Raw genomic sequence first — 23135 nt, 5'->3', positions numbered from 1 at the left:
GTAGAGGTATCATGAGTGTAATAATAAAAATAGCAGAGTATCAGATAACATTTTTGCTATGAACAATAACACTTTCTGCGGCATATTTTAATTCTTGGTTCTTTATGTTTATATTCTTATCTTGAATTGAGTCATCCTCATCAATTATACAACCTTGAAAGAACCAGTCTATAGGGCACTTCAATACAATTGCTATGCTAACCAAATGATTTAGAGGTATTTTATTGATTCCATTCTCATAGCGAGATATTTGCTGTTGGCTTATATTTAATTTCTTGGCTAAATCAGAACCGGAAAAACCTAATTCTTTTCGCCGCGCTTTTATTTTAATTCCAATAAAATAATGAATGTCCATGTTGGCACCCTCGATTGATAAAGGGATAGTAGAATAAATGCTAAATGCATTGTAAAATTATACAATATATTAAATGGTAAACAAACAATTAATTGTCACATATTTAATATTTTTATTTTATTATTTTTAATATTGTTAACGCTAGGTACTATAGGATTAAACAGACAATAAATTAATGGCAGTATCCATATGAAGAGGGTATAGACATGTTGTTATGGTTAATATAATGAATTTTTAATAGAATAAATACATGATCTTTGTATGGGTACTAAATGTTATATATATAATAATACAGTGTTATTATTTTTCTCAAAAATAGATACTCTTAATTAGAGTGTCAAATTAAGTTGTTTTTTTATCTCAGTATGAGTTATTTAGTGTTTAAATATAAAAAATAATGATTCAATATTAAATAAATAGATATTAATTTTGAATTCCATTTTAAATTATAGTGATGGAAATATTATTTTGAGTAAATGTACTTATTATTAAGAGATGTAACAATGTAATGTTAATCGATAAAAGATTATAAAAATTAATGGGTGAGGGGAGTAAGCAGTACGGGTAAACATTTTTAACGTATCAGCGTTTCATATTTATTTTAAAATCAATTTGCTAATTACATTTTACTTATAAAGAGGTATGGAATATTACTTACATTTTAATGATAAAAAAATGTAAGATATAAAGAAGTTCATCATAAACTCCTAAAGAGATTAAAAAGATAACGAGAAATGTAAAAATGCTAGGTGAAAGCAAGTTTGTCATAATGAATTATAAAACTCTATCAATGAATATGCATTTAGACTTTTAGTATAACCGAACTGATATGCTAAAAATGGTGCAATATGTAAACATACATTTCTAATCAAGTTTGTTGATACTCTACTCTGATATTTCCCCATTCTATAGTCTAATAAACCTAACTTTAGTCGAATTTCAGTTATTTATATCGATATTGTTCGCATGAGAAGTGTTGATAATGGGGGGGGTGAAGCGATTCGCTATAAATTGCTGCTAATTGTAACAAAAAGCAACCTTTTATGGATGAAGAAAAAGAGTGCTTATAGCGGGCTGCTTGTAAATAAAAGAACCTCAATGAAAATTAAAACATATTTAAGGTTGATCCTATAGCTAATAACAAGTTTTATAACTTTGTCACATAGAATTCATTCACTATACTGTCGTTATAAGCGATAGGATTACACCCATCAACCAAAGAGGTTCCCATTATGAAACTCTATCTTTACGATCATTGCCCATTTTGTGTTAGAGCCCGAATGATTTTCGGTTTTAAAAAAATCAATGTTGAGCAAATCTTCCTGATGGAGGACGACAAAGCCACTCCGACCAAAATGATCGGTCGTAAGATGTTACCTATTCTAGAAAAAGATGACGGTAACTATCTACCTGAAAGTTTAGATATTGTTCATTATGTTGATCAATTATCCGAACCTAAAATGACTCAAGTTACGGTTTCTCCTGAAATAGAGAAATGGTATCAAACAGTATCAGAAACGGTCTTTAAACTCGTTGTACCACGTTTTACGCAAGCTGATTTTCCTGAGTTAAATACGCCAGAAGCAAGGGCTGCATATATTGAACGAGAAGAGAAAGCTTTTGGCGATTTAAGCATTCTATTGAAAGAAACGCATACGTTAATTGTTGAACTTGAGCCACATATGGATGCCTTAGACGTATGGTTAGAAAATCGTAAAAATGAAAACGTTATGGATGATATTTTCATATTCCCTGTATTACGCAGTTTGTCTATCGTGAATGACATACCCTTTAGTACAGTGATATTGAACTATATGAAGAATATTTCACAGATAACGGGTGTCAGCTTGTTATTTGACCAAGCTAAATAAGAACGCTAATAATCGCGAACAGGCTTTATTAAGCATAAAAAATCCCATTATTAATAAAATAATGGGATTTATATGTATATACAATAAACAAGACGGTAGAGACTAATTCATGTAGTCTTTGAGTGTATAAACAAGCTTGTATCTACCTTGCGTTAGGGTCAACTTTTTATCACTGAATGAAATGTCTGCACCATCCGTTAACATTCGGTTAATTAGCGAATCCCATTTTGATAAGTCTTCGTCAACGCACTCCAGTTCTGTTTTAGATAAATGTTTTACCATGAGGGTTGATTTGTTGATTCGACCCATTCCATGAAAATCATTACACATTGTGGCTGATACAAACATTTTTTCGCCGAAAGAAAGGCTAGGAACGCTGATTTTATCAATAATAGGTTTCCCATCTATTTCTGTCAGCACGAAATTATGGTGTATTAACTGTTGCTCGGTGACATTATCATTATTATCAGCACTGACATTCTGCGTCTGGCAAGCCGCCAATAATAAACCAAGCAATGTTAAAGGAATTATCCGTTTCATTATCATTTGGCTCAATTAGGCTTTTACAATGTTAGGACAATTTTCACCATTATTAAGTTGGCGGATATTTCCTAATGTTGTTTCGCTGATACTTGTCAGCGCTTCTTCAGTTAAAAAGGCTTGATGGCCGGTAAATAGAACGTTATGACATGATGAGAGGCGGCGGAAAATATCATCCTGAATGACATCGTTAGACTTATCTTCAAAAAATAGATCTCGCTCATTTTCATAAACATCCATACCAAGAGAACCAATTTTTTGTGCTTTTAAGGCGTTAATTGCGGCAACTGAGTCAATCAGAGCACCACGACTAGTATTGATGATCATGACACCGTTTTTCATCTTACTGAAGGCATTTTCATCCAGTAGATGGTGGTTTTCGGGTGTTAGCGGACAGTGTAGGGAAATGATGTCAGAATTTTTATATAGCGTATCTAAATCGACATATTCAGCACCCAAATCAAGCACAACTTGATTTGGGTAAGGGTCATAGGCGAGTAGACGCATCCCGAAACCTTTAAGAATGCGTAGAGCAGCTTGACCTATTTTGCCTGTACCTATTATGCCCGCAGTCCGGTTATGCATGTTAAAACCCGTTAAGCCCTCTAAAGAAAAGTTGGCATCTCGAGTACGTTGATAAGCACGATGGATCCTACGATTTAGGCATAACATCATGCCAACGGAATGTTCTGCAACCGCTTCTGGTGAATAAGCGGGTACCCTTACTACCTGAATGCCGAGCTCTTCGGCAGCGACTAGGTCGACATTGTTAAACCCTGCGCAACGTAGCGCAAGAATACGAATGTTAAGTGCTGCAAGTTCTTCTAACACTTCTCGGCTAGCATCATCATTAACAAAAATACATACCGCGTCGGCACCAATCGCATTTTTAGCGGTCTGTACTGTTAATGGAAAATCAAAGTATTCGATATTAAAATCAAACCCGGATCCTTGATTGACTTGATCCATATGTTTGCGATCATACTGTTTAGTACTGTAAGAAACGATTTTCATCTAAGGAACTCCGTGTACTATTTCGTTAGGAACCAAAATAAAAGGGTAGCGAAAAAGTGGCTACCAAGAACTTAGGTCAGAATAAGATAATTGTTGCTGTAAATCACCAAAAAAATACCGAAAGCAACCCTCGATTAACTTTTAATATGCCATTATAGTCGTTTATAGATAAAACGACCTTGATCAGAACCAACACTCGTCATTGATATAGGTAAAACAAGGAAGCAGTTTGATGAAAAGGGCTCTTAAAATACTACTAGTAAGCGTTATAGGCTGCTTTTTGTTCTTATCTATTTTATGGGTGACTATCACCCGCTGGCTTCCTATTGTTGCAAAAGCCTATCTACCTGAAAATGTGACTTTTTCATTAAGTCAGCCCGTATTTCAAGACGATCAATTATTGATAAATACTCTACAATTGAAAGCAGGGGACTGTTTGTGGTTTGATGCTAAAGAGAGCCGTTTTTCTATTTTTCCATTGCATTTAACAATGAATGAATTGACTGAAGATAATCAGTGTTTAAGCCAGCTACCCACAACAACGGCAAAAAAGGATGACTCACCCATCGAAATTGTTGCGCTGTTGGAGAGTTTACCTGATTTTTCGGTAGTTATCGAAAAGGCAAAAATATCGCCATGGGAAGAATACCAAGCGAGTATTTGGTTACACCGTAACGGAGAAAAACCGTTAGCATTAAACCTCCGAGGCGATAAGTTATTGTTATCTACTTATATCACCTCAGATAGTCAATTAGTCGTTGAGCAATTCTCAATCCAATTACCCGACCAAGAACAGCGTATCGATTTAAATGGCGAGTTAAATTTACCGTTAACCACTGAAGACCTTCCTGCTAAAGGCAGCTTAGCAACGGAATTTACCTTATCTCAACCACAAAAACAGCTGTATGCCAGGCTTCAATGGGAAGGCGCACAAGGAACGTTTTCTGTGTTTGACAAACAGACAGGGCAAGAAATTACCCATTTGCCTTGGAGAGTTGCTCCTCAGGTTATTAATATAACGGAAGGCCGTTGGCAGTGGGAAGAAAGTGGTATTCCATTTCATGGCGCTATTTCATTACAAGTCGCCAATTGGCAGTTGGGCCTAAATGAGATGGTGATCAGTGGCCGAATGAATATGATGACCGAGGCGCAAAAAGGTAAAGCTAACTTAGTGCTCAGTTTACCTGAAAATAAAATTAACCTATTAGATGCAGATATTCATTTTAATCTTAATGGCCAATTAAAATATAACGATATGGTGCTGGATATTCATTTACCATCACGTATCTCAGGGCAATTAGTCTCCCCATCAATGTCATTTCTTCCAGGCTCGTTGTTAAGAGCTTATGGCCGAGTTTCACCTACATTGTTATTGCAAGAAGCTCGTTTGCCGCTAGCAGGGACTTCATTAAGTGCTGAGGGGATTTCCGGCAGATTACAAGCTATTTTAAAAGTCAAAGAGCAATATTGGGGAAATTTTGCCATCCATCTTGATGGTCAGGCGAATAAGTTTACGGTCGATAAAGGCAAATGGTTTTGGAACTATTGGGGAAATGCACAATTACCAGCATTGGCAGCACGTTGGGATATTAAAGGCCAAGGCAGTTGGCAGGATACGTTAATTACCTTAAATACCTTAAATACGGGCTTTGATCAGATAAGATATGGCTTGCTTTCCATGACTGCAACACGTCTTATATTAACCAAGCCGCTGTTATGGCAGCGTGATGCAAATAAAGAAAATTTGCAAGGGCAATTGCAGCTGACAAGTGATCGGATGCAATTTGGTGCAGCGAGTTATTTACCTAAAATCACGATAAATGCCGCCATTGCAGGTAAATCACCCGCTGATTTTCAATTAAAAGCGGACCTGAGTACCAAAGACGTTGGGCCAATTGTTATCTTTAGCCGTTGGGATGGTGAACGTTTTAGAGGTCGAGCGCGTTGGCCTGAACAATCTGTGAGTGCATTTCAAACGTTAATCCCAAATGATCTTGGAATGACATTGCGAGAAGGGAAACTCTTTTCACAAGCGGCATTTTCTATTGGCTTAACAACAGGCTTTGTTGCTGGTGGGCACTGGCGCGTAGAAAACACAGGTTTGTGGCTCAAAGATGGTGAGATTAGTGGGTTAAACTTTGTTTTACCCTGGAAATTGGAAAACAGCACTTGGACATTAGGTGAGAAATCAGCAGTCAAATTGCGTATAAAACAATTAAATAATCTATTCGAACTGACTGATATTCGAGCCGATTTATCAGGAACTTATCCACCTACAGACGCTTTACCTTTAAAACTCAGCAATGTTGGATTTAATCTATTAGGTGGTGAGGTGCATCTTGATTTATTGCGTTGGCCACAAAAGCAACCAGCAACAATCAGACTACACCAAATTGAGCTGAGTCGATTATTCACCATACTGAAAGTCACTCAGTTTGCCGCTTCAGGTAAGGTGAATGGTGAGTTACCTTTTTATCTTAATAATCCTGAGTGGATTGTTAAAAATGGTTGGTTGGAAAACAGTGGCCCATTAGCATTGCGTCTTGATACACAATTTGTTGAATCGATAAAAGCCGATAATATTTCAGCGGGTTCAGCGATAGGATGGTTACAGTATTTAGAAATTTCTCGCAGCCGAACAGATGTCAATATTACTAATTTAGGCCTCTTAACGATGAAAACCATTATTCAAGGTTTTAACTCTCAAGAGGCGAAAAAAAGAGAAGTTCACTTAAACTACACACATGAAGAGAACATTTTTCAATTGTGGCGTAGCTTACGTTTCGGCAGTAATTTAGAAGAGTGGTTAGAAAAAAATCTCTAAAGGAATAAGGACTCACTGTGAAAATAATAAGCGCAAGTCTATTCACATTAATGTTAATGATGCTAACAGGGTGTTTGAGGGTTGAAGTTGCTACACCAGATAAACCCATTAATATCAATATGAATGTAAAAATAGAGCACGAGATACAAATCAAAGCAGATAGGCAAGTTGAAGACTTACTCAAAGAAAATAGTGACCTTTTTGGTAAGGTGGAGGCGAAATGAAAGCCATTTTCCCAGCGTTGATACTCTCTTGTGTGTTTGTTTTTTCAGCCGTGGCATTAACTGTTGAGCAAGCTAAAAAACAAGGGTTAGTGGGTGAGACATTATCGGGCTATTTAGCGGTCGTTGATACGAATAATGCGACAGCAGATAAATTGGTTGCTCAAATAAACCATGAACGAGAAATTAAATACAGTGAGATAGCTAAGAAAAATAACTTACAAACACGGGATGTCGGTAAAATTGCAGGGCAAAAGCTAGTAGAGCGTGCAGATAGTGGAGAGTATGTTCGTGGTATTAACGGTCAATGGTTAAAGAAAAAGTAGTATGCGCAAAATAAACGTTGTACGCATACTATTTTGATACACATCGAGTGCGATAAGGTTACGCAATAACCTTGTCTATGCATTGGCGGGCTTGTTGTTGCGCTTTTTCAGCCGACTCGGCACCTAATGCCGTTCCTTCTGCAAAGATAAATTCGATATCTTGAATACCGATAAAATTAAGGAATAGCGTTAAAAAAGGAACCATAATGTCAGAAGGGGTATCTTTATAAATTCCGCCACGACTGGTTAGCACGATAGCTCGTTTATTTTCTAGTAATCCCACAGAGCCTTGTTCAGTGTACTTGAAGGTTTCCCCTGATCTTGCAATAAAATCAAAGTAATTTTTTAAGTGAGAAGGAACAGTAAAGTTGTACATAGGTGCAGTGATAACCACAACATCATGTTGTTTTATTTCATTAATAAGCTGGTTAGACAGTGCCAAATGTGCTTCTTGTTGTGCAGTTTTGCTGTCGCCGGGTGAGAAAGCTGCTAAAATTTCGGCATCCATTGCTGGAATTGGGTTGCTGACAAGATCACGGACAGTTATGCTATCAGCCGGATTTTTCCCTTGCCACTGTTCAATAAAGTAGTCTGCCATTTTGTTGCTGTGTGAATAGTCTGCCAGAATACTTGATTTCAACAATAATACTTTATTCATTATTTAACCTTAGAACATAGAATGCATTGAAATTACTTCATTAATTATCATACAGATATAGATGACCTTTAAAAGAAAGAAAATCAGATAAAGTATGTCAAAAAAACTGTTGATAACTGAGCGCTAAACATTAACAAAAAATGGCCTCAGTTTTGTTGCCGTTTGAGCGTGTCTATTTTAGGTTATGCATAAACAAAATTATAAGGACTGACAAAGTGACATCCATGCTGACAGCTCTCGAAGCTGATATTGGACAAACTTCATTACGTGACCAATGGTTACTAAAAAAGCGTCTTCATGGTATCGCCAAGATTCGTGATGATAAGTCACGAATGGCGGTACTCGAGGCGATAAAAGCGGATATTGACGTTGCTAAACAAAAAATTGCGAATAAGCAGCTCAATCCACCAAAGATCGTATATCCAGAAAATTTACCGGTTAGCCAGAAAAAACAACAGATTTATGATGCGATAAAACAGCATCAAGTGGTTATTATCGCAGGTGAAACAGGCTCAGGTAAAACCACGCAGATCCCCAAAATTTGTCTAGAGTTGGGGCGAGGTGTGTTAGGGTTTATCGGTCATACTCAGCCTAGACGTTTAGCAGCACGAGCGGTAGCAACACGTTTAGCACAAGAATTAGAGAGTGAAATCGGCACAACGGTAGGTTATAAAGTTCGTTTTAGTGACCAAGTCGGTGATAATACTCAAGTTAAATTAATGACTGATGGTATTTTACTCGCAGAATTACAGAACGATAAGCTATTACTACAATATGATACGATCATTATCGATGAAGCTCACGAACGCAGCTTAAATATTGATTTTATTTTAGGTTACCTTCGCCAATTATTGCCAAAACGTCCCGACCTCAAAGTCATTATCACTTCTGCAACTATTGATCCTGAACGTTTTTCACGTCACTTCAATCAGGCACCTATTATTGAGGTCTCAGGTAGAACCTATCCAGTTGAAGTCCGTTACCGACCTATCATAGGGAATGACAATGATAGTGACCGAGATCAACTTGATGGAATTATAGATGCGGTAAATGAACTGGGGCAGGAAAGTTCAGGGGATATCTTGATCTTTATGAGTGGCGAACGTGAGATCCGTGATACGGCCGATGCGTTGTCAAAACTACAGTTACGCCATACAGAGATTTTGCCTTTGTTCGCAAGGTTATCCAATAGTGAGCAAAATCGTATATTCCATCCACATGGTGGGCGGCGAATTATATTAGCGACCAATGTTGCCGAAACATCTTTAACAGTTCCAGGTATTAAATATGTTATTGATACCGGTTATGCACGGATAAGTCGTTACAGTTATAGAACAAAAGTACAGCGTTTACCTGTTGAGCCAATTTCTCAAGCTTCAGCGAATCAACGTAAAGGTCGTTGTGGTCGTGTATCGGATGGTATTTGTATTCGCTTATATTCTGAAGAAGACTTTTTGAGTCGACCAGAATTTACTGACCCTGAAATTTTACGGACTAATTTAGCTTCGGTTATTTTACAAATGACCTCAATTGGTTTGGGGGATATTAGCGCATTTCCATTTGTTGAGCCCCCTGACAAACGTAATATTCAGGATGGCGTTAAATTATTAGAAGAACTTGGCGCTATTAAAGAGCATCAACAAACAGAACGAGGCTATACACTGACGGATATTGGTCGGCAGTTAGCGCAATTACCCGTTGATCCTCGTTTAGCGAGAATGGTGATTGAGGCTCGTAAACAAGGCGCTGTTCGAGAAGCAATGGTGATTGTTTCAGCATTGTCGATTCAAGATCCTCGCGAACGCCCATTAGATAAGCAGCAAGCTTCTGATGAAAAACATCGCCGTTTCCATGATAAGCAATCTGATTTTTTAGCCTTCCTTAATTTATGGGATTATCTAAAAGAGCAGCAAAAAACCTTATCAAATTCACAATTTAGAAAAATGTGCCGCCAAGATTTCTTGAATTATTTACGTATTCGTGAATGGCAAGATCTTTACACTCAACTGCGACAAGTCGTCAAAGAACAGGGTTTTCCTATCAATAGCGTTGCAGCAGACTATCGCGGAATTCATACGGCATTACTTTCTGGACTGTTATCTCATATTGGTCAAAAAGATGTAGAAAAAACCGAGTTTACGGGCGCAAGAAATGCACGGTTTACCCTCTTTCCTGGCTCTGGATTATTTAAAAAACCCCCTAAATGGACGATGGTCGCCGAATTGGTTGAAACCTCTAAATTATGGGGTCGAGTGGCTGCGGCGATTGAACCTGAATGGATTGAACCATTAGCTGAACACCTTGTTAAATATCATTACAGTGAGCCTCATTGGTCTAAGTCACAAGGTGCCGTTATGGCATCGGAAAAGGTGACTTTGTATGGCTTACCAATTGTCGCTGCTCGCCAAGTGAATTATGGCAAAATCGACCCATTATTATGCCGAGAATTGTTTATTCGACACGCACTGGTTGAAGGCGATTGGGGGACACGCCATGCGTTTTTTAGAGAAAACCGTAAGTTATTGGCAGAAGTCGAGGATTTAGAACATAAATCTCGACGCCGTGACATATTGGTTGATGATGAAACCTTATTTGCATTTTATGACCAACGCATCCCAAATGATGTGATATCTGCCCGTCACTTTGATAAGTGGTGGAAAGTTGCTTCTAAACAGCAACCAGATTTACTGAATTTTGAGAAAAACATGTTGATCAAACAAGATGCGACACATGTTTCATTACTGGATTACCCGAATTACTGGCATCAAGGCGAACTTAAATTTCGCCTCAGTTATCAGTTCGAGCCAGGTACTGATGCAGATGGAGTGACAGTTCATATTCCATTAGCGATTTTAAACCAAGTACAGAACATCGGTTTTGATTGGCAAGTTCCCGGTTTACGTCAGGAATTAATTATTGCGTTGATCAAATCATTACCTAAACCAATACGTCGTAACTTTGTTCCTGCTCCTAATTATGCCGCGGCATTTTTAGAACGCGTTCCTACGCCTGATGGGAGTTTGCTCGACAAGTTAGAACGCGAATTACGTCGAATGACAGGGGTTACTGTTGAACGTGATGCTTGGCAGTTAGAACAATTACCTGTTCATTTAAAAATGACATTCCGTGTGGTTGGCGAGAAAAACAAAACGATCGCTGAAGGTCAAGATCTTGATGCACTGAAAAAGAGTTTAAAAGCGAAGGTTCAAGAAACACTTTCTGAAGTCGTTGATGATGGAATCGAGCAAAGTGGCCTGCATATCTGGAGTTTTGGGGAGCTACCGCAACGCTACGAGCAAAAACGAGGCGGTTATTCCGTAAAAGCTTACCCTGCTTTAGTGGATGAAAGGGGCAGTGTAGGGATCCGTGTTTTTGAAACTGAGTTTGAACAACAACAAGCGATGTGGTCGGGTGTGCGTCGGTTACTGCTACTGAATATCCCATCCCCCATAAAATATTTACACGAAAAACTTCCCAATAAGTCGAAGCTTGGCTTGTATTTTAATCCATATGGGAAAGTATTAGAGTTAATCGATGACTGTATTGCTTGTGGGGTTGACCAACTGATTGCAACATATGGTGGCCCAGTTTGGACCGAAAATGAGTTTAGTAAGCTGCAAGATTTTGTGCGCGCAGAACTCAATGATGCAGTTGTACAAATAGCTAAACAAGTCGAACAGATATTAACCGCCGTATTTGCGATTAATAAGCGTTTGAAGGGACGGGTCGATTTTGCCATGGCGATGGCACTTTCAGATATTAAAGGACAAATGTCGCATTTAGTCTTTAAAGGCTTTGTTACTGAGCATGGTTGGAAGCGACTTCCCGATGTATTACGTTATTTAAATGGTATTGAACGTCGACTAGAAAAATTAGCGGTTGATCCGAATAGAGATCGTGCCCAAATGAGTAAAATTGAGCATGTGACGACTATGTGGCAACAGTGGAAGGCCAAATTAACGCCAATACAGCAAAACCTACCAGAAGTACAAGAGATCCGCTGGATGATAGAAGAACTACGCATTAGTTTATTTGCTCAGCAATTGGGAACGCCATATCCAATTTCAGATAAACGGATCATTCAGTCAATGGAAAATTTAAGTCAATCATTGTGAATTGAGTGAGTAACTAAATCGAAAAACAGATAGCCCCCGTCATTTTTATGGTGGGGGCTTTTAATGTGAAAAAGTTTAGGGATATACAATCTGTAATGTTGCAGTCGCATTGGCCTTTCCGGCACGAACAGATGCTTGAGTTTGAACATATTGAGCATCAAAATACACAGCATAAGCCTCTCGGTTAAAGCTGGTACCTAAATGAAAAATTTGATTGAGGGGCAGCGCTTCTCCTTGAAAGCGAATGCGCAGGCCAATTCCTTGGGCACTGTCTGGTCTTTTATCTAAAGCAATTACTGAATTATCAGCATAGTGACTAGAACGGCCTCTAAGAATAATACCAACAGACGTTTTACCGCTACAGTTCAAAGTTAAATAAAAAGGTACGGGTGTTGAGTGACTCCCAATGCCCTGAAATTGACGTTGTTTAACTTTATTCATTTTGACTCGTTTATGTTTTTCAACGAATTCACAGCTTGGGGTCATAATTTTTGTATTAACAAAGCGGTAACTTTGCACGGGCAAATTACCGATAGAGGCTTCAATGAGCTGGTCTGTGCTTAATTCTCCTGAGCCAACGATACTTTTTGTTTTTATTAGTTGAATACGGATCCCTTTGAGCGCACTACCACAGTAACGATAACGATAGTTACTCGTATGACATGAATAGGGAGATTGATTAACTAAAGGGAGCCTATCTCGGCCAAGAGTCTGTTCTAACGGGATAAAACGCAGACCAATACCATCAATATTCGTTTGATAAAGAGTATTATCGTGTTCGGATGAAAGTGTGAATAAGCTATTTCCCCACTGAGCATAGGCAGGTGAAGAGCATTCGACCATAATAGGGTAGTTATCGATTTCATTTACAGTGAGTTCTCGAATAACGGAACCCACAGCGAGCCGGTGGGGCACCATAATAGAACCCAAAGATAAAATAGTATGATGTGGTGTAAAATTGGCAACATATTGGCATTGAGATGCGTGGGCAGTATGAACCATTAAAATGTAGTAGAAACATAACGAACGAAAAATGAATGTCATCATAAAGCTTCCTTGCGTTGACAAACTACCGGAACATGATAAAAGCCTTGCTGTTGATATGATGCTAATAATTGATAATGAAATTCACATTGCTGTGATTGGCGTTCTCCCCATTTCAGTTTAATTGTGCCTCTTGTTTCTAATCCACTTAAATATACTTGCCCCACATCATTGATAATACCTACATTAACGTCATTGTGGCTGCTATCGCCGACTTTGGTGACTAGGCTCGCGATAGCACCAAATGGCGCTAATTTTTCATCATCCAATTGAATAGTAAAAAATACGCGTTTACCACGTTTGACAGGAAAGTGTACGGCGACCAAAGCACCTTTAGTGGGTAAGGTGGATTGAAAATTGGTTTCAATTTCCGCATCTAAAGGCAAAGTAAGGGTATCAATGACGAAGTGATTACGTCGATAAGGTTGTAGTTGATTGATAATCGCATGTCCTTTGCTATCGGTGCGTACATTGAGATGCGTATCTAAACGAACATCTTTAGTGTCAGGCACGATAAGTAAAGCAGCGGTTTCACCACGACTCGGTGTGAAAGTGACACCGTAAGGATGAGCCACAATTGAACTACGAAGACCATAATGGAATTGATGATCTTGTTTGTAGCCGTACCCAGCATTTAAAAAAAACTTATTATGATGATATTGAGTGTAAAAGCGAGTTTCTGATTGATTTCCCGAAGATGAACAGCATCGTTCAGTAAATTGGTTATGTTGAAGTGTATAGGAGATCAAATCATCATTAAGAATAGCGCCTGTGAGTGTGGCTTGTCGATTCTGATAGTTGTTTGGTGAATGTTGTGCCTGATAACTAAAATATGTATTTGGCAGCCAAGCATTGATCGGAATAATCATTGATGCAGAAAATACATACTCTGGTTTATGTTCAGTCATGGAGTAATTCGATTGGCAATTCAGATTAAAATGATACTCGTTTAAATTCCCAGAATAGTTGATGTTATAGCTCCATTGTTGGGTATTATTTTGCATAACTCGCTGTTGTGATGCCGATAATAATAAATTCCCCAAAAAACCTAAGCTTTGAGATAAATGTATTTTTAATCCTTGTTGAGGATGGGAAGGCGTGGTGGCGGTTTCTTTTTCAAATATATCTGTCATTAGACGTAACTTAGGATTATTTATCCAATGAATACCGAGTGTAATGTTAGTTCCTGTAGAGGATATTAAGTTGGTATATTCTAGCTGATAATTATTTGAACTAATATTTACACTCTGGTTTTGTGTCCAATTGATATTAATATTACCGAAACGACCAATAGAAAAAGAACTTCCGAGTAGAAAAGATTTAAACGGTTGTGAAAAAATAGAACCGCCATAGACAGTAATATGATTATTAAGGCCATATTTCATTTCTCCATGGAGAAAATAAGGTGATGAAGTGGAGTGTTGATGGCTCACTGAACCACTATTTATCGCATACCGAAACTGACCTTGCTTAATCATGACGAGTGATGAGGAAAACGGGTACTGATATTGCCGAATAGTTCCATTACTTTCAGTAATAATCACATCTAAAATGCCTTTAGGGCTAAGTGGCTTGAGTTTATTTAGCATAAAGGGCCCCGAAGGTAAATAATCATTAAAAATAATGATATTATTTTGTTTTACGGTCACTTGGGCAGGGCTATGGTTAATCCCCTGCAAAACCGGAGAGTAATAAGCATCATATTCAGGATACATTAACTCATCATTTGAGAGAGAAAATCCTTTGAATGAAAAGGGGATAAAAAAAGAAGAAGTTAGGTAATATTCACCAAGCGTTAATTGACTTTTTAAATTTCTAATCGGGTAAGATAATGTTGTATTATAATATTCCCATTCTCTTTGTGGTGAGGAATAATTAAAGTGGTTTCTTAGTCGCCACCCTAAATAATTAAAACCATTCATAAGTGACAAGTTGAAATTATCTTCAATGTATTTGCTTGAGTTATGGCTTCCTAATAAGTGATAATCGATAAAGGCGGAGGTTATCCCATCACTCCATGAATCTTGTGAGTTCAATTCCTTTTCATCTTTGTCTAGAAAATGTTTTGGAATATTCAATTCTAGTGTCAAGTGATTGAAATCAAAATAATAAGAGTAACCGATTATGATCTTAGAGAGTTTATCGGTTAGCTCACCATTATCATTAAATTCCATTTGATTTAATGTTTTCTTGTTTAACCCAATTTTTATTAACTGTTCCTTATTGAATATGGGCGTTAATTGGTCTTCAATATATTTAAAGGCAATGTTAGATGTCAATAACCTTACATTATTGACAATCAGGTCAACCGAATATATGCCAGCTGGCTGATGATCTAAGTTTAGTATGATATTTTCAATGTCGTGAATGTTATGATAATTATCAAGTGCATCTAAATTGAAACTATCGGAGTGAGAATAAGATGAAAACAACATGAAAATAACCAGTAAATTTTTATTTTTATTCATCATTGATAGATAGCACTTGTGAAGTTAATTGTGTTTTTCCACCATAGTCATTCAATGCACTCCAAAATACGGTATTGGTTTTCGATGATGGCACTTTCCAAGAAAGTTGACTAAAAGGAGCTATCATTCCAGGTTCAGGGATCTCCGTATCATTCAAGCGTAGTTCTCGAAGTGTAATATAATAGCCTGTAGGGTTTTTCGCTATGAGGCGCTGATTTTGGTAGTGAAAATTTATTTTTTTAAATGCAGCTTCTGAGTTTTCTGTTAATGATTCCGGTCGATAAAACAGTTTAAAACTTGATTTAACAATGATTTGTAAAGTATTTTCCCTATTTTCATGTAGGGCGGGAAGAGATTTAATATGGAGCCAATATAGAGTTTCTCTATCTTCATGGTTTGATGGCTTAACGTTAATAATCCTTAGTTTATTTAAAGATAATGGCTTAAGCTTAAATAAAGGTGGTGTGATAATAAAGTCATTAGAACGTTGACTCTCTTTTTCAATCCATGATTGAATCAAATAAGTTGTTTTCTCTTCAGGATTTTCCATAGATAAAGATAACTCTCTCTCGTTTTCTTTATATATAAAACGAGTACCATTAATAATGACACCTGCATAAGCATGAAAGGATAATAACAATAATAATAGAACTATTTTTTTCATAATAGTTAGGGAGAGAGGAAATTCCGCCTCTCCCTTGTCCTCTGTCTATTGATAGATAATACTAAAATGCGCGAGTGCATCGGCTGAACCAGGAGTAACTTGTTCACTCGTGGCAATATATTTTGCAACAAAATTCATTTCAACAGTCTTACTCGATGTCACTTCTTTAAATTGGCTGCCGCCATTTAATGGTATACGACGAACGCTATTCTCTTCATAAAGTGCTATTGCGATACCGGTGGCGGGTGTTGATGTGGTGTTTGGTGATAACCCTAATAAGGTTGGATTCGCGTTATCACTTTTCCCATCAAATTTAAATTGAATCTTTTTATAATCAGTAGGGCAGTTAGACAGTGTTATTCTAAATGGTGTTGCTGCTGCAACACTATTTTTATGATTAAAGGAAGCAACTGAGATTTTCCCCATATTCACGACTTTATTAATAGAATTAGTATCAACTGAACAAGCTGTGGGTATTATGCTGCCAATAAACTTGATTTCACCATCAGCTGAAAAAGAAATTGAATGATTAAAAAATAAAATAATTAATAGAAATTTTAAGATGCTATTCATTATATAACCTTGTGAATGATGTGTTATTTAACTTTTGTCAATATTAACCGCTGTGATTGAGCGGAATATAATAAATAGATTTTTTTTGTGAAAAAGAGGTAATTTTATAGATGCCGAATATGGGATTTTTTTATCTGTTTTGAGGTTTTTAACAGCTATTTTTTGCTATCAAAATATATAACTAACGTAGTTAGTAGTTTTATCTACTAGTGTTTAGCTTATGGCAATCAACAAAAGGGTATGAATGTTATGTATATCAATAATAACTTGGTTATCTTTTAAATTGATTTAGTTACAACATACTGTGTGAAAAATACTGACCTAATGCGACAACAGTGCATGTACAACCGTTTCATAAAATAGTCTAAAGGTGTTTGATCAAAAATTAAGGCGTTGAGGGGTGAGATGTTGATAAGAACGAGAAGTTAACCCGTAAGACAATAGCAAATGCCACTACATTGGCGTCAATTACACATCCAATGTAGTGATTGATAAACAGCGCTAGAATAGGTAATACGTTGCTGGAATCGCAGCTGCAACGATGGCGAGGGCAAGGAGTTTTTCGATCTTATTCAGTGGGGCTTGTTTTGATTGTTGTGCTCGAGCATACCAAAAAACAAATATACCTGGAGCATATAACACAACCGATAACATAAGGTTGATAAGGCCCGATGCATACAATAACCAAAGACCGTAAACACTGGCAATAAATCCAACCATTAATAGGGCTTTGCTATGGCGTTGTATCGCGACTTTTATTAAAAAAGCCCCCACTAAAAAATAAGGAACTAGGATCATCTCAGAAGCAATCGTCAATAATGTATTGTAATTGCTACCACTTAGCCAAATGAGTATCAATGAGAGTTGTACAGCACCATTCGTTAGCCACAAAGAAGAAGAAGGGGCATCATTCTTATTAAGCTTATTAAATATTTTTGGAAACGATTGGTACTGTGCCGCAATATAAGGGACTTCGGCGGCCATAATTGTCCAACTGAGATATGCTCCACAAACAGAAATAATTAGCCCCGCAGCAATAATAATTTCACCACTCGAACCGATTAAACTCACCATTAAACTGGCCATGGACGGGTTTTTGATTTCGGCTAGCTCAGCTCTAGGCATAATGCCCAGTGAGAGCAGGGTAACCAATATGTAGATGATAAGTGCGGAACTAACTGCAAACACGGTTGCTAAACCAACATCGCGACGATTTTTAGCGCGAGCAGAAACGACGACAGCTCCTTCGATACCAATAAAGACCCATAATGTGATGAGCATAGTATCTTTAACTTGTTGCCAAACAGGTAATTCAAGCGAAATACCCGTAAAGTCAGCATCAAAAATATCAAGTTTAAATGCGATAAAGGCTAAAATAATAAATAGCCCCAATGGGATAAGTTTAGCCATCGTAGCAAGTTTATTGATACCCGCTGCTGTTTGCACTCCACGCAATACTAAGTAGTGAACCACCCATAGTAGGATAGATTCTCCAATTAAGGCTTGCCAAGTATTACCATCACCGAAAATGATGTTATCAGGAGTGTCGGTAAAAAAGCTAATAGCGGCAAAAACAATAACTAAGTAGGATACGTTAGCAACAACAGCACAAAGCCAATATCCCCATGCAGAACAAAAACCAATCAGCTCACCGAATCCCTCTTTTGCATAGGTAAAAATACCACCATCCAAATCAGGGCGTATACGAGAAAGTAGTAGCAATGAGAATGCTAAAAATAAAATACCAATGCCCGTGATATACCATCCAATGATCAGGGCTAACGGGCTAGCAACTTCAGCCATATTTTGAGGAAGGCTAAAGACACCAGCACCCACCATTGAGCTGAGCACCAAGGCAGTGAGTGCAGTAAGACTGAGTGTATGTTTCAATGTATGTCCTAGTTATTCTACAATCAAAAGTTAAAATAACGTTAAATCTACAATTTGCATATTCATTTAAGCTGGCATAATTTTAAATTGCAGATTGTTTATCTGTTACTTTGATAAAGTGAGGGGGATTCTACGAATGAAATGATCGTTATGCAATGGAAAACTATGCAGATTTGTAAGATTTTTATTCAATGATGCCATAACAGAAAATGGGCTGGTTCAAATAAAAAAAGCCAGCTTAACTAAAGCTGGCTTTCGGTTAACTAATTTAACTTAGTTAATTATTTAAATAGGTCAGCACTGATTGTTACGCTACCGCCATTCGACTGCCATTCACGAGTGATATGGAAGTATTTTGCGCCTTTGGCTTCAGCACGTTTTGCTATTTGATAACGAACCTCTGGTGTGTTGGTGTAATAGCCAGAGAAAGTGATCGAATCAAAAGGCACCATTTGTGCAGCGGCAACCTTGTTAACTTCTTCAATAACGTAACCACTAGGTAATGTAACGCTTGTTTTACCTGGTGCACTGCTTGACGTTTCAAAGAATCGACCTACAGCTACGGTAGGCTCCTCTGAAGAAGCCACGCCTGGAATGCGTACTTTTTTAGCCGCTTCTCCACCTTCAGCTAAAAGAGCTTTACCCGCTTCTGAGTCCGCAGGTACAACGGCTTCTTCCAGTTGAACTTGACGTTTAGGCGCATCTTTTTTGTAAATATAAGCAGTAGCGAGCGTATTGCCACCATCGTTAACGGCGATATTACGTACTACGTAGAACGAAGCGGCACCTTTTTCTGACGCTTTTTTAGCAATCGCTTCATAAAGGTCAGGTTGAGAAGGGTAAAAACCACTGACAGTAACGGCATCAAATGGCTCATACTGTGCAGCATCGGTTTTAGACATTTCTTCAATGCCACCAAATACACGACGTTTACTTTCTTCTACTGCTTTGGCATCTTTTTGGTAAAGGTCTGCGACAACGCGCATATTACCGCTATCACCCACATCATCAAGGCTTTGGATATAAAAAGCATAAGCGCCTAATTTATCAGCCCTACGTGAGACGGCATCGGATGCTTCATAAATAGCATTAAAGCGCCCAGTCACTGTTATGCGCTCATAAGGTTTTAACTCTTCAGCCTGTTTAGGCGTCAGCTCAACAGCTGCCTGTGTAGCAGTAATACTAGTTAATGATAACACCGCGGCTGCGATGGCCGTAGTTTTCAGCTTCATACAAAATCCTTCCGACTTGCGCAATTTATTTTAAAAGTGCTGAATCTTAGTTGTATCACATGACCGTGATTATTACACGTAACCAATCAAGTTGTCTCATTATTTTATTTTTTGTAAGAAATAAATATTCATTGACTAGTCATAATTACCAGATTTTTTGTGCTATCCAGTATTTTATTGACCTAAAACTAAGATTTTCACTGTGAATTCCATTTACTGTCTAAGAATAGCGATCAATTATGGATCAAGAAGGTTATTTTCAGTAGGTTATTAGAACAAGACAAAACCGTTTTAGCTAAAAATCGGACTATTCCATTAAAGAATGAACAATTTTTAGTAAGCTTAATAAATACAACATAACTTTAGCTTTAAAAAGGGAACATTATGCGTATTGGTATACCAAGAGAACGACTTGCCAATGAAGCTCGTGTTGCTGCTACACCTTCGACTGTAACTCAGCTACTTAAGTTAGGTTTCAGTGTTTGTATCGAAAAGGATGCAGGGCATTTAGCGAGTTTTGATGATGTGGCTTATGAACAAGCTGGTGCAGAGATTGTTGATCGTGACACCGCATTCTCTGCTGACATTGTTTTTAAAGTAAATGCGCCATTAGACGATGAGATTCCTTTATTTAAAGAAGGTACAACGCTCGTCAGTTTTATTTGGCCAGCTCAAAATGCTGAGTTGATGGATGCCTTAAAGGCAAAAAATATCAATGTGTTAGCAATGGATGCGGTACCGCGTATTTCCCGCGCACAGTCACTCGATGCGTTGAGCTCAATGGCAAATATTGCCGGTTATCGTGCAATTGTAGAAGCCGCGCATGAATTTGGGCGCTTTTTTACAGGGCAAATTACTGCCGCCGGTAAGGTCCCTCCAGCAAAAGTCATGATTATCGGTGCGGGTGTCGCTGGTTTAGCCGCAATTGGTGCTGCTGGTAGTTTGGGAGCGATCGTACGGGCATTCGATACTCGACCAGAAGTAAAAGAGCAAGTGCAAAGTATGGGGGCTGAATTTCTTGAGTTAGATTTCAAGGAAGAGGCTGGAAGTGGTGATGGCTATGCAAAAGTGATGTCGGAAGCTTTTATTAAAGCCGAAATGGCGTTATTTGCTGCACAAGCTCGAGAAGTTGACATTATTGTTACAACAGCCTTAATCCCAGGACGTCCTGCTCCAAAATTGATCACTAAAGAAATGGTTGAATCCATGAAGCCGGGCAGTGTGATTGTTGATTTAGCCGCGCAAACTGGTGGGAACTGTGAGCTAACCCAAGCTGATCAGTTGGTTGTAACGGATAATGGCGTCAAAATCATTGGTTATACTGATTTACCTAGCCGCCTACCGACTCAATCGTCGCAGTTGTACGGTACTAACCTTGTTAATTTAATGAAGTTATTGTGCAAAGAAAAGAACGGTGAAATCAACATTGATTTTGATGATGTTGTGATCCGTGGCGTGACGGTGATTAAACAGGGTGAAATTACTTGGCCGGCTCCTCCCATTCAAGTATCTGCTCAGCCGCAGGCGAAACCTAAGACGCCAGAAAAACAAAAGGCGCCAGAGAAGAAGAAAATGTCGCCGGCAGTGAAATACGGCTTAATGGCATTAGCCATTATTTTGTTTGGTTGGTTTGCTAATTCTGCACCGAAAGAGTTTTTATCACACTTTACGGTTTTTGCTCTCGCGTGTGTGGTGGGGTATTACGTTGTTTGGAATGTTACACATGCGCTGCATACTCCGTTAATGTCTGTAACTAATGCGATTTCGGGCATTATTGTTGTTGGCGCGGTACTACAGATAGGCTCTGGGGGATGGGTTGGCTTTTTATCCTTCATTGCAATATTGATTGCCAGTATCAACATTTTCGGTGGGTTTACTGTTACCCAACGCATGTTAAAAATGTTTCGTAAAGGATAAGGGGTAACTTATGTTGTCAAGTGGAATTGTGACAGCGGCTTACATTGTTGCTGCTATCCTATTTATATTTAGCCTTGCGGGTTTATCGCGGCATGAAAGTTCTCAGCGTGGTAATACCTATGGTATTGCGGGTATGGCAATCGCGTTACTTGCCACCATTTTGGGTCCAGATAGCGCCAATATCGGTTGGATGATTGTTGCAATGGTGATCGGTGCTGTAATTGGCATCCGCTTAGCCAAAAAAGTTGAAATGACTGAAATGCCAGAGCTAGTGGCTATCTTGCATAGTTTTGTGGGCTTAGCGGCGGTGTTAGTTGGTTTCAATAGTTTCATTGCGAGCGAAGGTCATATGGATGCCGTTATGGAAAACATTCATTTGACAGAAGTTTTCCTGGGTATTTTTATCGGTGCAGTGACATTCACAGGTTCCATCGTCGCGTATGGTAAGCTTTCAGGTAAGATCTCATCAAAACCAATGATGTTGCCAAATCGCCATAAATTGAACTTAGCAGCTCTTGTTGTTTCATTTATTTTGTTAGTGATCTTTGTTAAGACAAGCAGTGTTGGCCTGCAAGTATTTACCATGCTAATTATGACTGTCATTGCATTAGCATTTGGTTGGCATTTAGTCGCTTCCATTGGTGGCGCTGATATGCCGGTGGTTGTCTCAATGTTGAACTCTTATTCAGGTTGGGCAGCGGCAGCGGCTGGATTTATGCTAAGCAATGACTTGCTGATTGTGACGGGTGCTTTAGTTGGTTCATCAGGGGCAATTCTGTCTTATATTATGTGTAAAGCAATGAACCGTTCTTTCTTTAGCGTGATAGCCGGCGGCTTTGGCACAGATGGCTCTTCAACGGGTAGTGAAGAGGAAATGGGAGAATACCGTGAAACAACCGCGGAAGAAGTGGCTGAGTTACTGAAGAATTCTACCTCAGTCATTATCACCCCAGGCTATGGCTTAGCGGTGGCTCAAGCACAATATCCCGTTCACGATATTACTGCTAAGTTACGTGAGCGTGGTATTAATGTACGCTTTGGGATTCACCCCGTGGCTGGACGCTTACCGGGCCATATGAACGTTCTATTAGCTGAAGCTAAAGTTCCTTATGATATCGTGTTGGAAATGGATGAAATCAATGATGATTTCTCTGATACCGATACTGTATTGGTTATTGGCGCTAATGATACGGTAAACCCAGCAGCACAAGAGGATCCAAATAGTCCAATCGCAGGTATGCCTGTATTGGAAGTTTGGAAGGCAAATAATGTGATTGTTTTTAAACGTTCGATGAATACAGGTTATGCCGGTGTGCAAAACCCATTATTCTTCAAAGACAATACACAAATGCTATTCGGTGATGCAAAAGCCAGCGTTGATGCTATTTTAAAAGCACTATAATCTATAAAAACAAAAAGCTCT

At 38.4% G+C, this 23135-nt stretch carries 17 protein-coding genes; 7 read left to right on the top strand and 10 right to left on the bottom strand.

From position 1 onward, the window contains the following. Positions 1–40: 40 nt before the first annotated feature. On the bottom strand, positions 41–355 hold the full coding sequence (locus P2E05_RS10570) for a helix-turn-helix domain-containing protein (RefSeq protein ID WP_154635557.1): 315 nt from the start codon (positions 353–355) through the stop codon (positions 41–43). A 1232-nt stretch (positions 356–1587) separates the two neighbouring features. Here P2E05_RS10570 and grxB point away from each other — a divergent pair. Further along, on the top strand, positions 1588–2226 hold the full coding sequence (gene grxB, locus P2E05_RS10565) for a glutaredoxin 2 (RefSeq protein WP_163861841.1): 639 nt from the start codon (positions 1588–1590) through the stop codon (positions 2224–2226). Positions 2227–2328: 102 nt separating this feature from the next. Here grxB and P2E05_RS10560 read toward each other — a convergent pair whose 3' ends face one another. Next, complete coding sequence (locus P2E05_RS10560; RefSeq protein ID WP_154624111.1) at positions 2329–2766, bottom strand: META domain-containing protein; 438 nt, start codon at positions 2764–2766, stop codon at positions 2329–2331. A 15-nt stretch (positions 2767–2781) separates the two neighbouring features. Next, positions 2782–3780: a 2-hydroxyacid dehydrogenase gene (locus P2E05_RS10555; RefSeq protein ID WP_154624110.1), complete on the bottom strand. Its 999-nt coding sequence runs from the start codon at positions 3778–3780 to the stop codon at positions 2782–2784. Positions 3781–4012: 232 nt separating this feature from the next. Here P2E05_RS10555 and P2E05_RS10550 point away from each other — a divergent pair, with 232 nt between their 5' ends. From P2E05_RS10550 to P2E05_RS10540, 3 genes are read left to right on the top strand one after another with little or no spacing between them, the layout of a single operon-like run. Then, positions 4013–6604: a YdbH family protein gene (locus tag P2E05_RS10550; protein ID WP_272657713.1), complete on the top strand. Its 2592-nt coding sequence runs from the start codon at positions 4013–4015 to the stop codon at positions 6602–6604. Between the two features lie 50 nt (positions 6605–6654). Beyond that, a complete protein-coding gene (locus P2E05_RS10545) occupies positions 6655–6828 on the top strand; it encodes a YnbE family lipoprotein (RefSeq protein WP_154624114.1) in 174 nt (57 codons plus the stop codon). Next, on the top strand, positions 6825–7151 hold the full coding sequence (locus P2E05_RS10540) for a YdbL family protein (RefSeq protein WP_154624108.1): 327 nt from the start codon (positions 6825–6827) through the stop codon (positions 7149–7151). The genes P2E05_RS10545 and P2E05_RS10540 overlap by 4 nt, the downstream gene beginning before the upstream one ends. 58 nt (positions 7152–7209) lie before the next feature. Here P2E05_RS10540 and P2E05_RS10535 read toward each other — a convergent pair whose 3' ends face one another. Continuing rightward, a complete protein-coding gene (locus P2E05_RS10535) occupies positions 7210–7809 on the bottom strand; it encodes an FMN-dependent NADH-azoreductase (RefSeq protein ID WP_272657714.1) in 600 nt (199 codons plus the stop codon). Between the two features lie 224 nt (positions 7810–8033). Between P2E05_RS10535 and hrpA the strand changes: the two genes are divergently transcribed. Beyond that, positions 8034–11924, top strand: coding sequence for an ATP-dependent RNA helicase HrpA (hrpA, locus tag P2E05_RS10530; protein WP_154624106.1), 3891 nt, complete (start codon positions 8034–8036; stop codon positions 11922–11924). A 75-nt stretch (positions 11925–11999) separates the two neighbouring features. On the opposite strand, the gene P2E05_RS10525 is transcribed toward hrpA, so the two are convergent. The 6 genes from P2E05_RS10525 to ydgH form a co-directional block, all read right to left on the bottom strand. Then, complete coding sequence (locus tag P2E05_RS10525; protein WP_272657715.1) at positions 12000–12971, bottom strand: fimbrial protein; 972 nt, start codon at positions 12969–12971, stop codon at positions 12000–12002. Beyond that, on the bottom strand, positions 12968–15403 hold the full coding sequence (locus tag P2E05_RS10520) for a fimbria/pilus outer membrane usher protein (protein ID WP_272677619.1): 2436 nt from the start codon (positions 15401–15403) through the stop codon (positions 12968–12970). Before P2E05_RS10520 ends, P2E05_RS10525 begins: the two co-directional genes overlap by 4 nt. A 25-nt stretch (positions 15404–15428) precedes the next feature. Next, positions 15429–16100, bottom strand: coding sequence for a fimbrial biogenesis chaperone (locus tag P2E05_RS10515; protein ID WP_154624104.1), 672 nt, complete (start codon positions 16098–16100; stop codon positions 15429–15431). A 45-nt stretch (positions 16101–16145) separates the two neighbouring features. After that, the gene (locus tag P2E05_RS10510) at positions 16146–16673 is read right to left on the bottom strand and encodes a fimbrial protein (RefSeq protein WP_154635546.1); all 528 of its coding nucleotides are present in this window, start codon (positions 16671–16673) and stop codon (positions 16146–16148) included. Positions 16674–17174: 501 nt separating this feature from the next. Beyond that, the gene (locus P2E05_RS10505; RefSeq protein ID WP_276122738.1) at positions 17175–18563 is read right to left on the bottom strand and encodes an amino acid permease; all 1389 of its coding nucleotides are present in this window, start codon (positions 18561–18563) and stop codon (positions 17175–17177) included. Positions 18564–18844: 281 nt separating this feature from the next. Beyond that, positions 18845–19795: a DUF1471 family protein YdgH gene (gene ydgH, locus P2E05_RS10500; protein ID WP_154622340.1), complete on the bottom strand. Its 951-nt coding sequence runs from the start codon at positions 19793–19795 to the stop codon at positions 18845–18847. 384 nt (positions 19796–20179) lie between these two features. On the opposite strand from ydgH, the gene pntA reads away from it, so the two are divergent. Both pntA and pntB read left to right on the top strand, forming a co-directional pair. Then, positions 20180–21712 carry a Re/Si-specific NAD(P)(+) transhydrogenase subunit alpha gene (gene pntA, locus P2E05_RS10495; protein WP_154622339.1) on the top strand — a complete coding sequence of 511 codons (1533 nt, stop codon included), beginning with the start codon at positions 20180–20182 and terminating at the stop codon, positions 21710–21712. Positions 21713–21725: 13 nt separating this feature from the next. Further along, on the top strand, positions 21726–23114 hold the full coding sequence (gene pntB, locus P2E05_RS10490) for a Re/Si-specific NAD(P)(+) transhydrogenase subunit beta (RefSeq protein WP_154622342.1): 1389 nt from the start codon (positions 21726–21728) through the stop codon (positions 23112–23114). Positions 23115–23135 lie beyond the last annotated feature (21 nt).

Source organism: Providencia stuartii, assembly GCF_029277985.1.
Lineage (GTDB): Bacteria > Pseudomonadota > Gammaproteobacteria > Enterobacterales > Enterobacteriaceae > Providencia > Providencia zhejiangensis.
The sequence above is the reverse complement of the archived record's forward strand: the minus strand, read 5'-3'. Positions and strand labels throughout refer to the sequence as shown.

Excerpts from the sequence above, each read along its gene's own strand:
- P2E05_RS10550 (WP_272657713.1), top strand. The coding sequence starts at position 4,013 with ATGAAAAGGGCTCTTAAAATACTACTAGTAAGCGTTATAGGCTGCTTT.
- pntA (WP_154622339.1), top strand. The coding sequence starts at position 20,180 with ATGCGTATTGGTATACCAAGAGAACGACTTGCCAATGAAGCTCGTGTT.
- P2E05_RS10510 (WP_154635546.1), bottom strand. The coding sequence starts at position 16,673 with ATGAATAGCATCTTAAAATTTCTATTAATTATTTTATTTTTTAATCAT.
- P2E05_RS10535 (WP_272657714.1), bottom strand. The coding sequence starts at position 7,809 with ATGAATAAAGTATTATTGTTGAAATCAAGTATTCTGGCAGACTATTCA.
- P2E05_RS10515 (WP_154624104.1), bottom strand. The coding sequence starts at position 16,100 with ATGAAAAAAATAGTTCTATTATTATTGTTATTATCCTTTCATGCTTAT.
- P2E05_RS10545 (WP_154624114.1), top strand. The coding sequence starts at position 6,655 with ATGTTAATGATGCTAACAGGGTGTTTGAGGGTTGAAGTTGCTACACCA.
- P2E05_RS10555 (WP_154624110.1), bottom strand. The coding sequence starts at position 3,780 with ATGAAAATCGTTTCTTACAGTACTAAACAGTATGATCGCAAACATATG.
- P2E05_RS10520 (WP_272677619.1), bottom strand. The coding sequence starts at position 15,403 with ATGTTGTTTTCATCTTATTCTCACTCCGATAGTTTCAATTTAGATGCA.
- P2E05_RS10540 (WP_154624108.1), top strand. The coding sequence starts at position 6,825 with ATGAAAGCCATTTTCCCAGCGTTGATACTCTCTTGTGTGTTTGTTTTT.
- grxB (WP_163861841.1), top strand. The coding sequence starts at position 1,588 with ATGAAACTCTATCTTTACGATCATTGCCCATTTTGTGTTAGAGCCCGA.
- P2E05_RS10560 (WP_154624111.1), bottom strand. The coding sequence starts at position 2,766 with ATGAAACGGATAATTCCTTTAACATTGCTTGGTTTATTATTGGCGGCT.
- hrpA (WP_154624106.1), top strand. The coding sequence starts at position 8,034 with ATGCTGACAGCTCTCGAAGCTGATATTGGACAAACTTCATTACGTGAC.
- P2E05_RS10570 (WP_154635557.1), bottom strand. The coding sequence starts at position 355 with ATGGACATTCATTATTTTATTGGAATTAAAATAAAAGCGCGGCGAAAA.
- P2E05_RS10525 (WP_272657715.1), bottom strand. The coding sequence starts at position 12,971 with ATGATGACATTCATTTTTCGTTCGTTATGTTTCTACTACATTTTAATG.
- ydgH (WP_154622340.1), bottom strand. The coding sequence starts at position 19,795 with ATGAAGCTGAAAACTACGGCCATCGCAGCCGCGGTGTTATCATTAACT.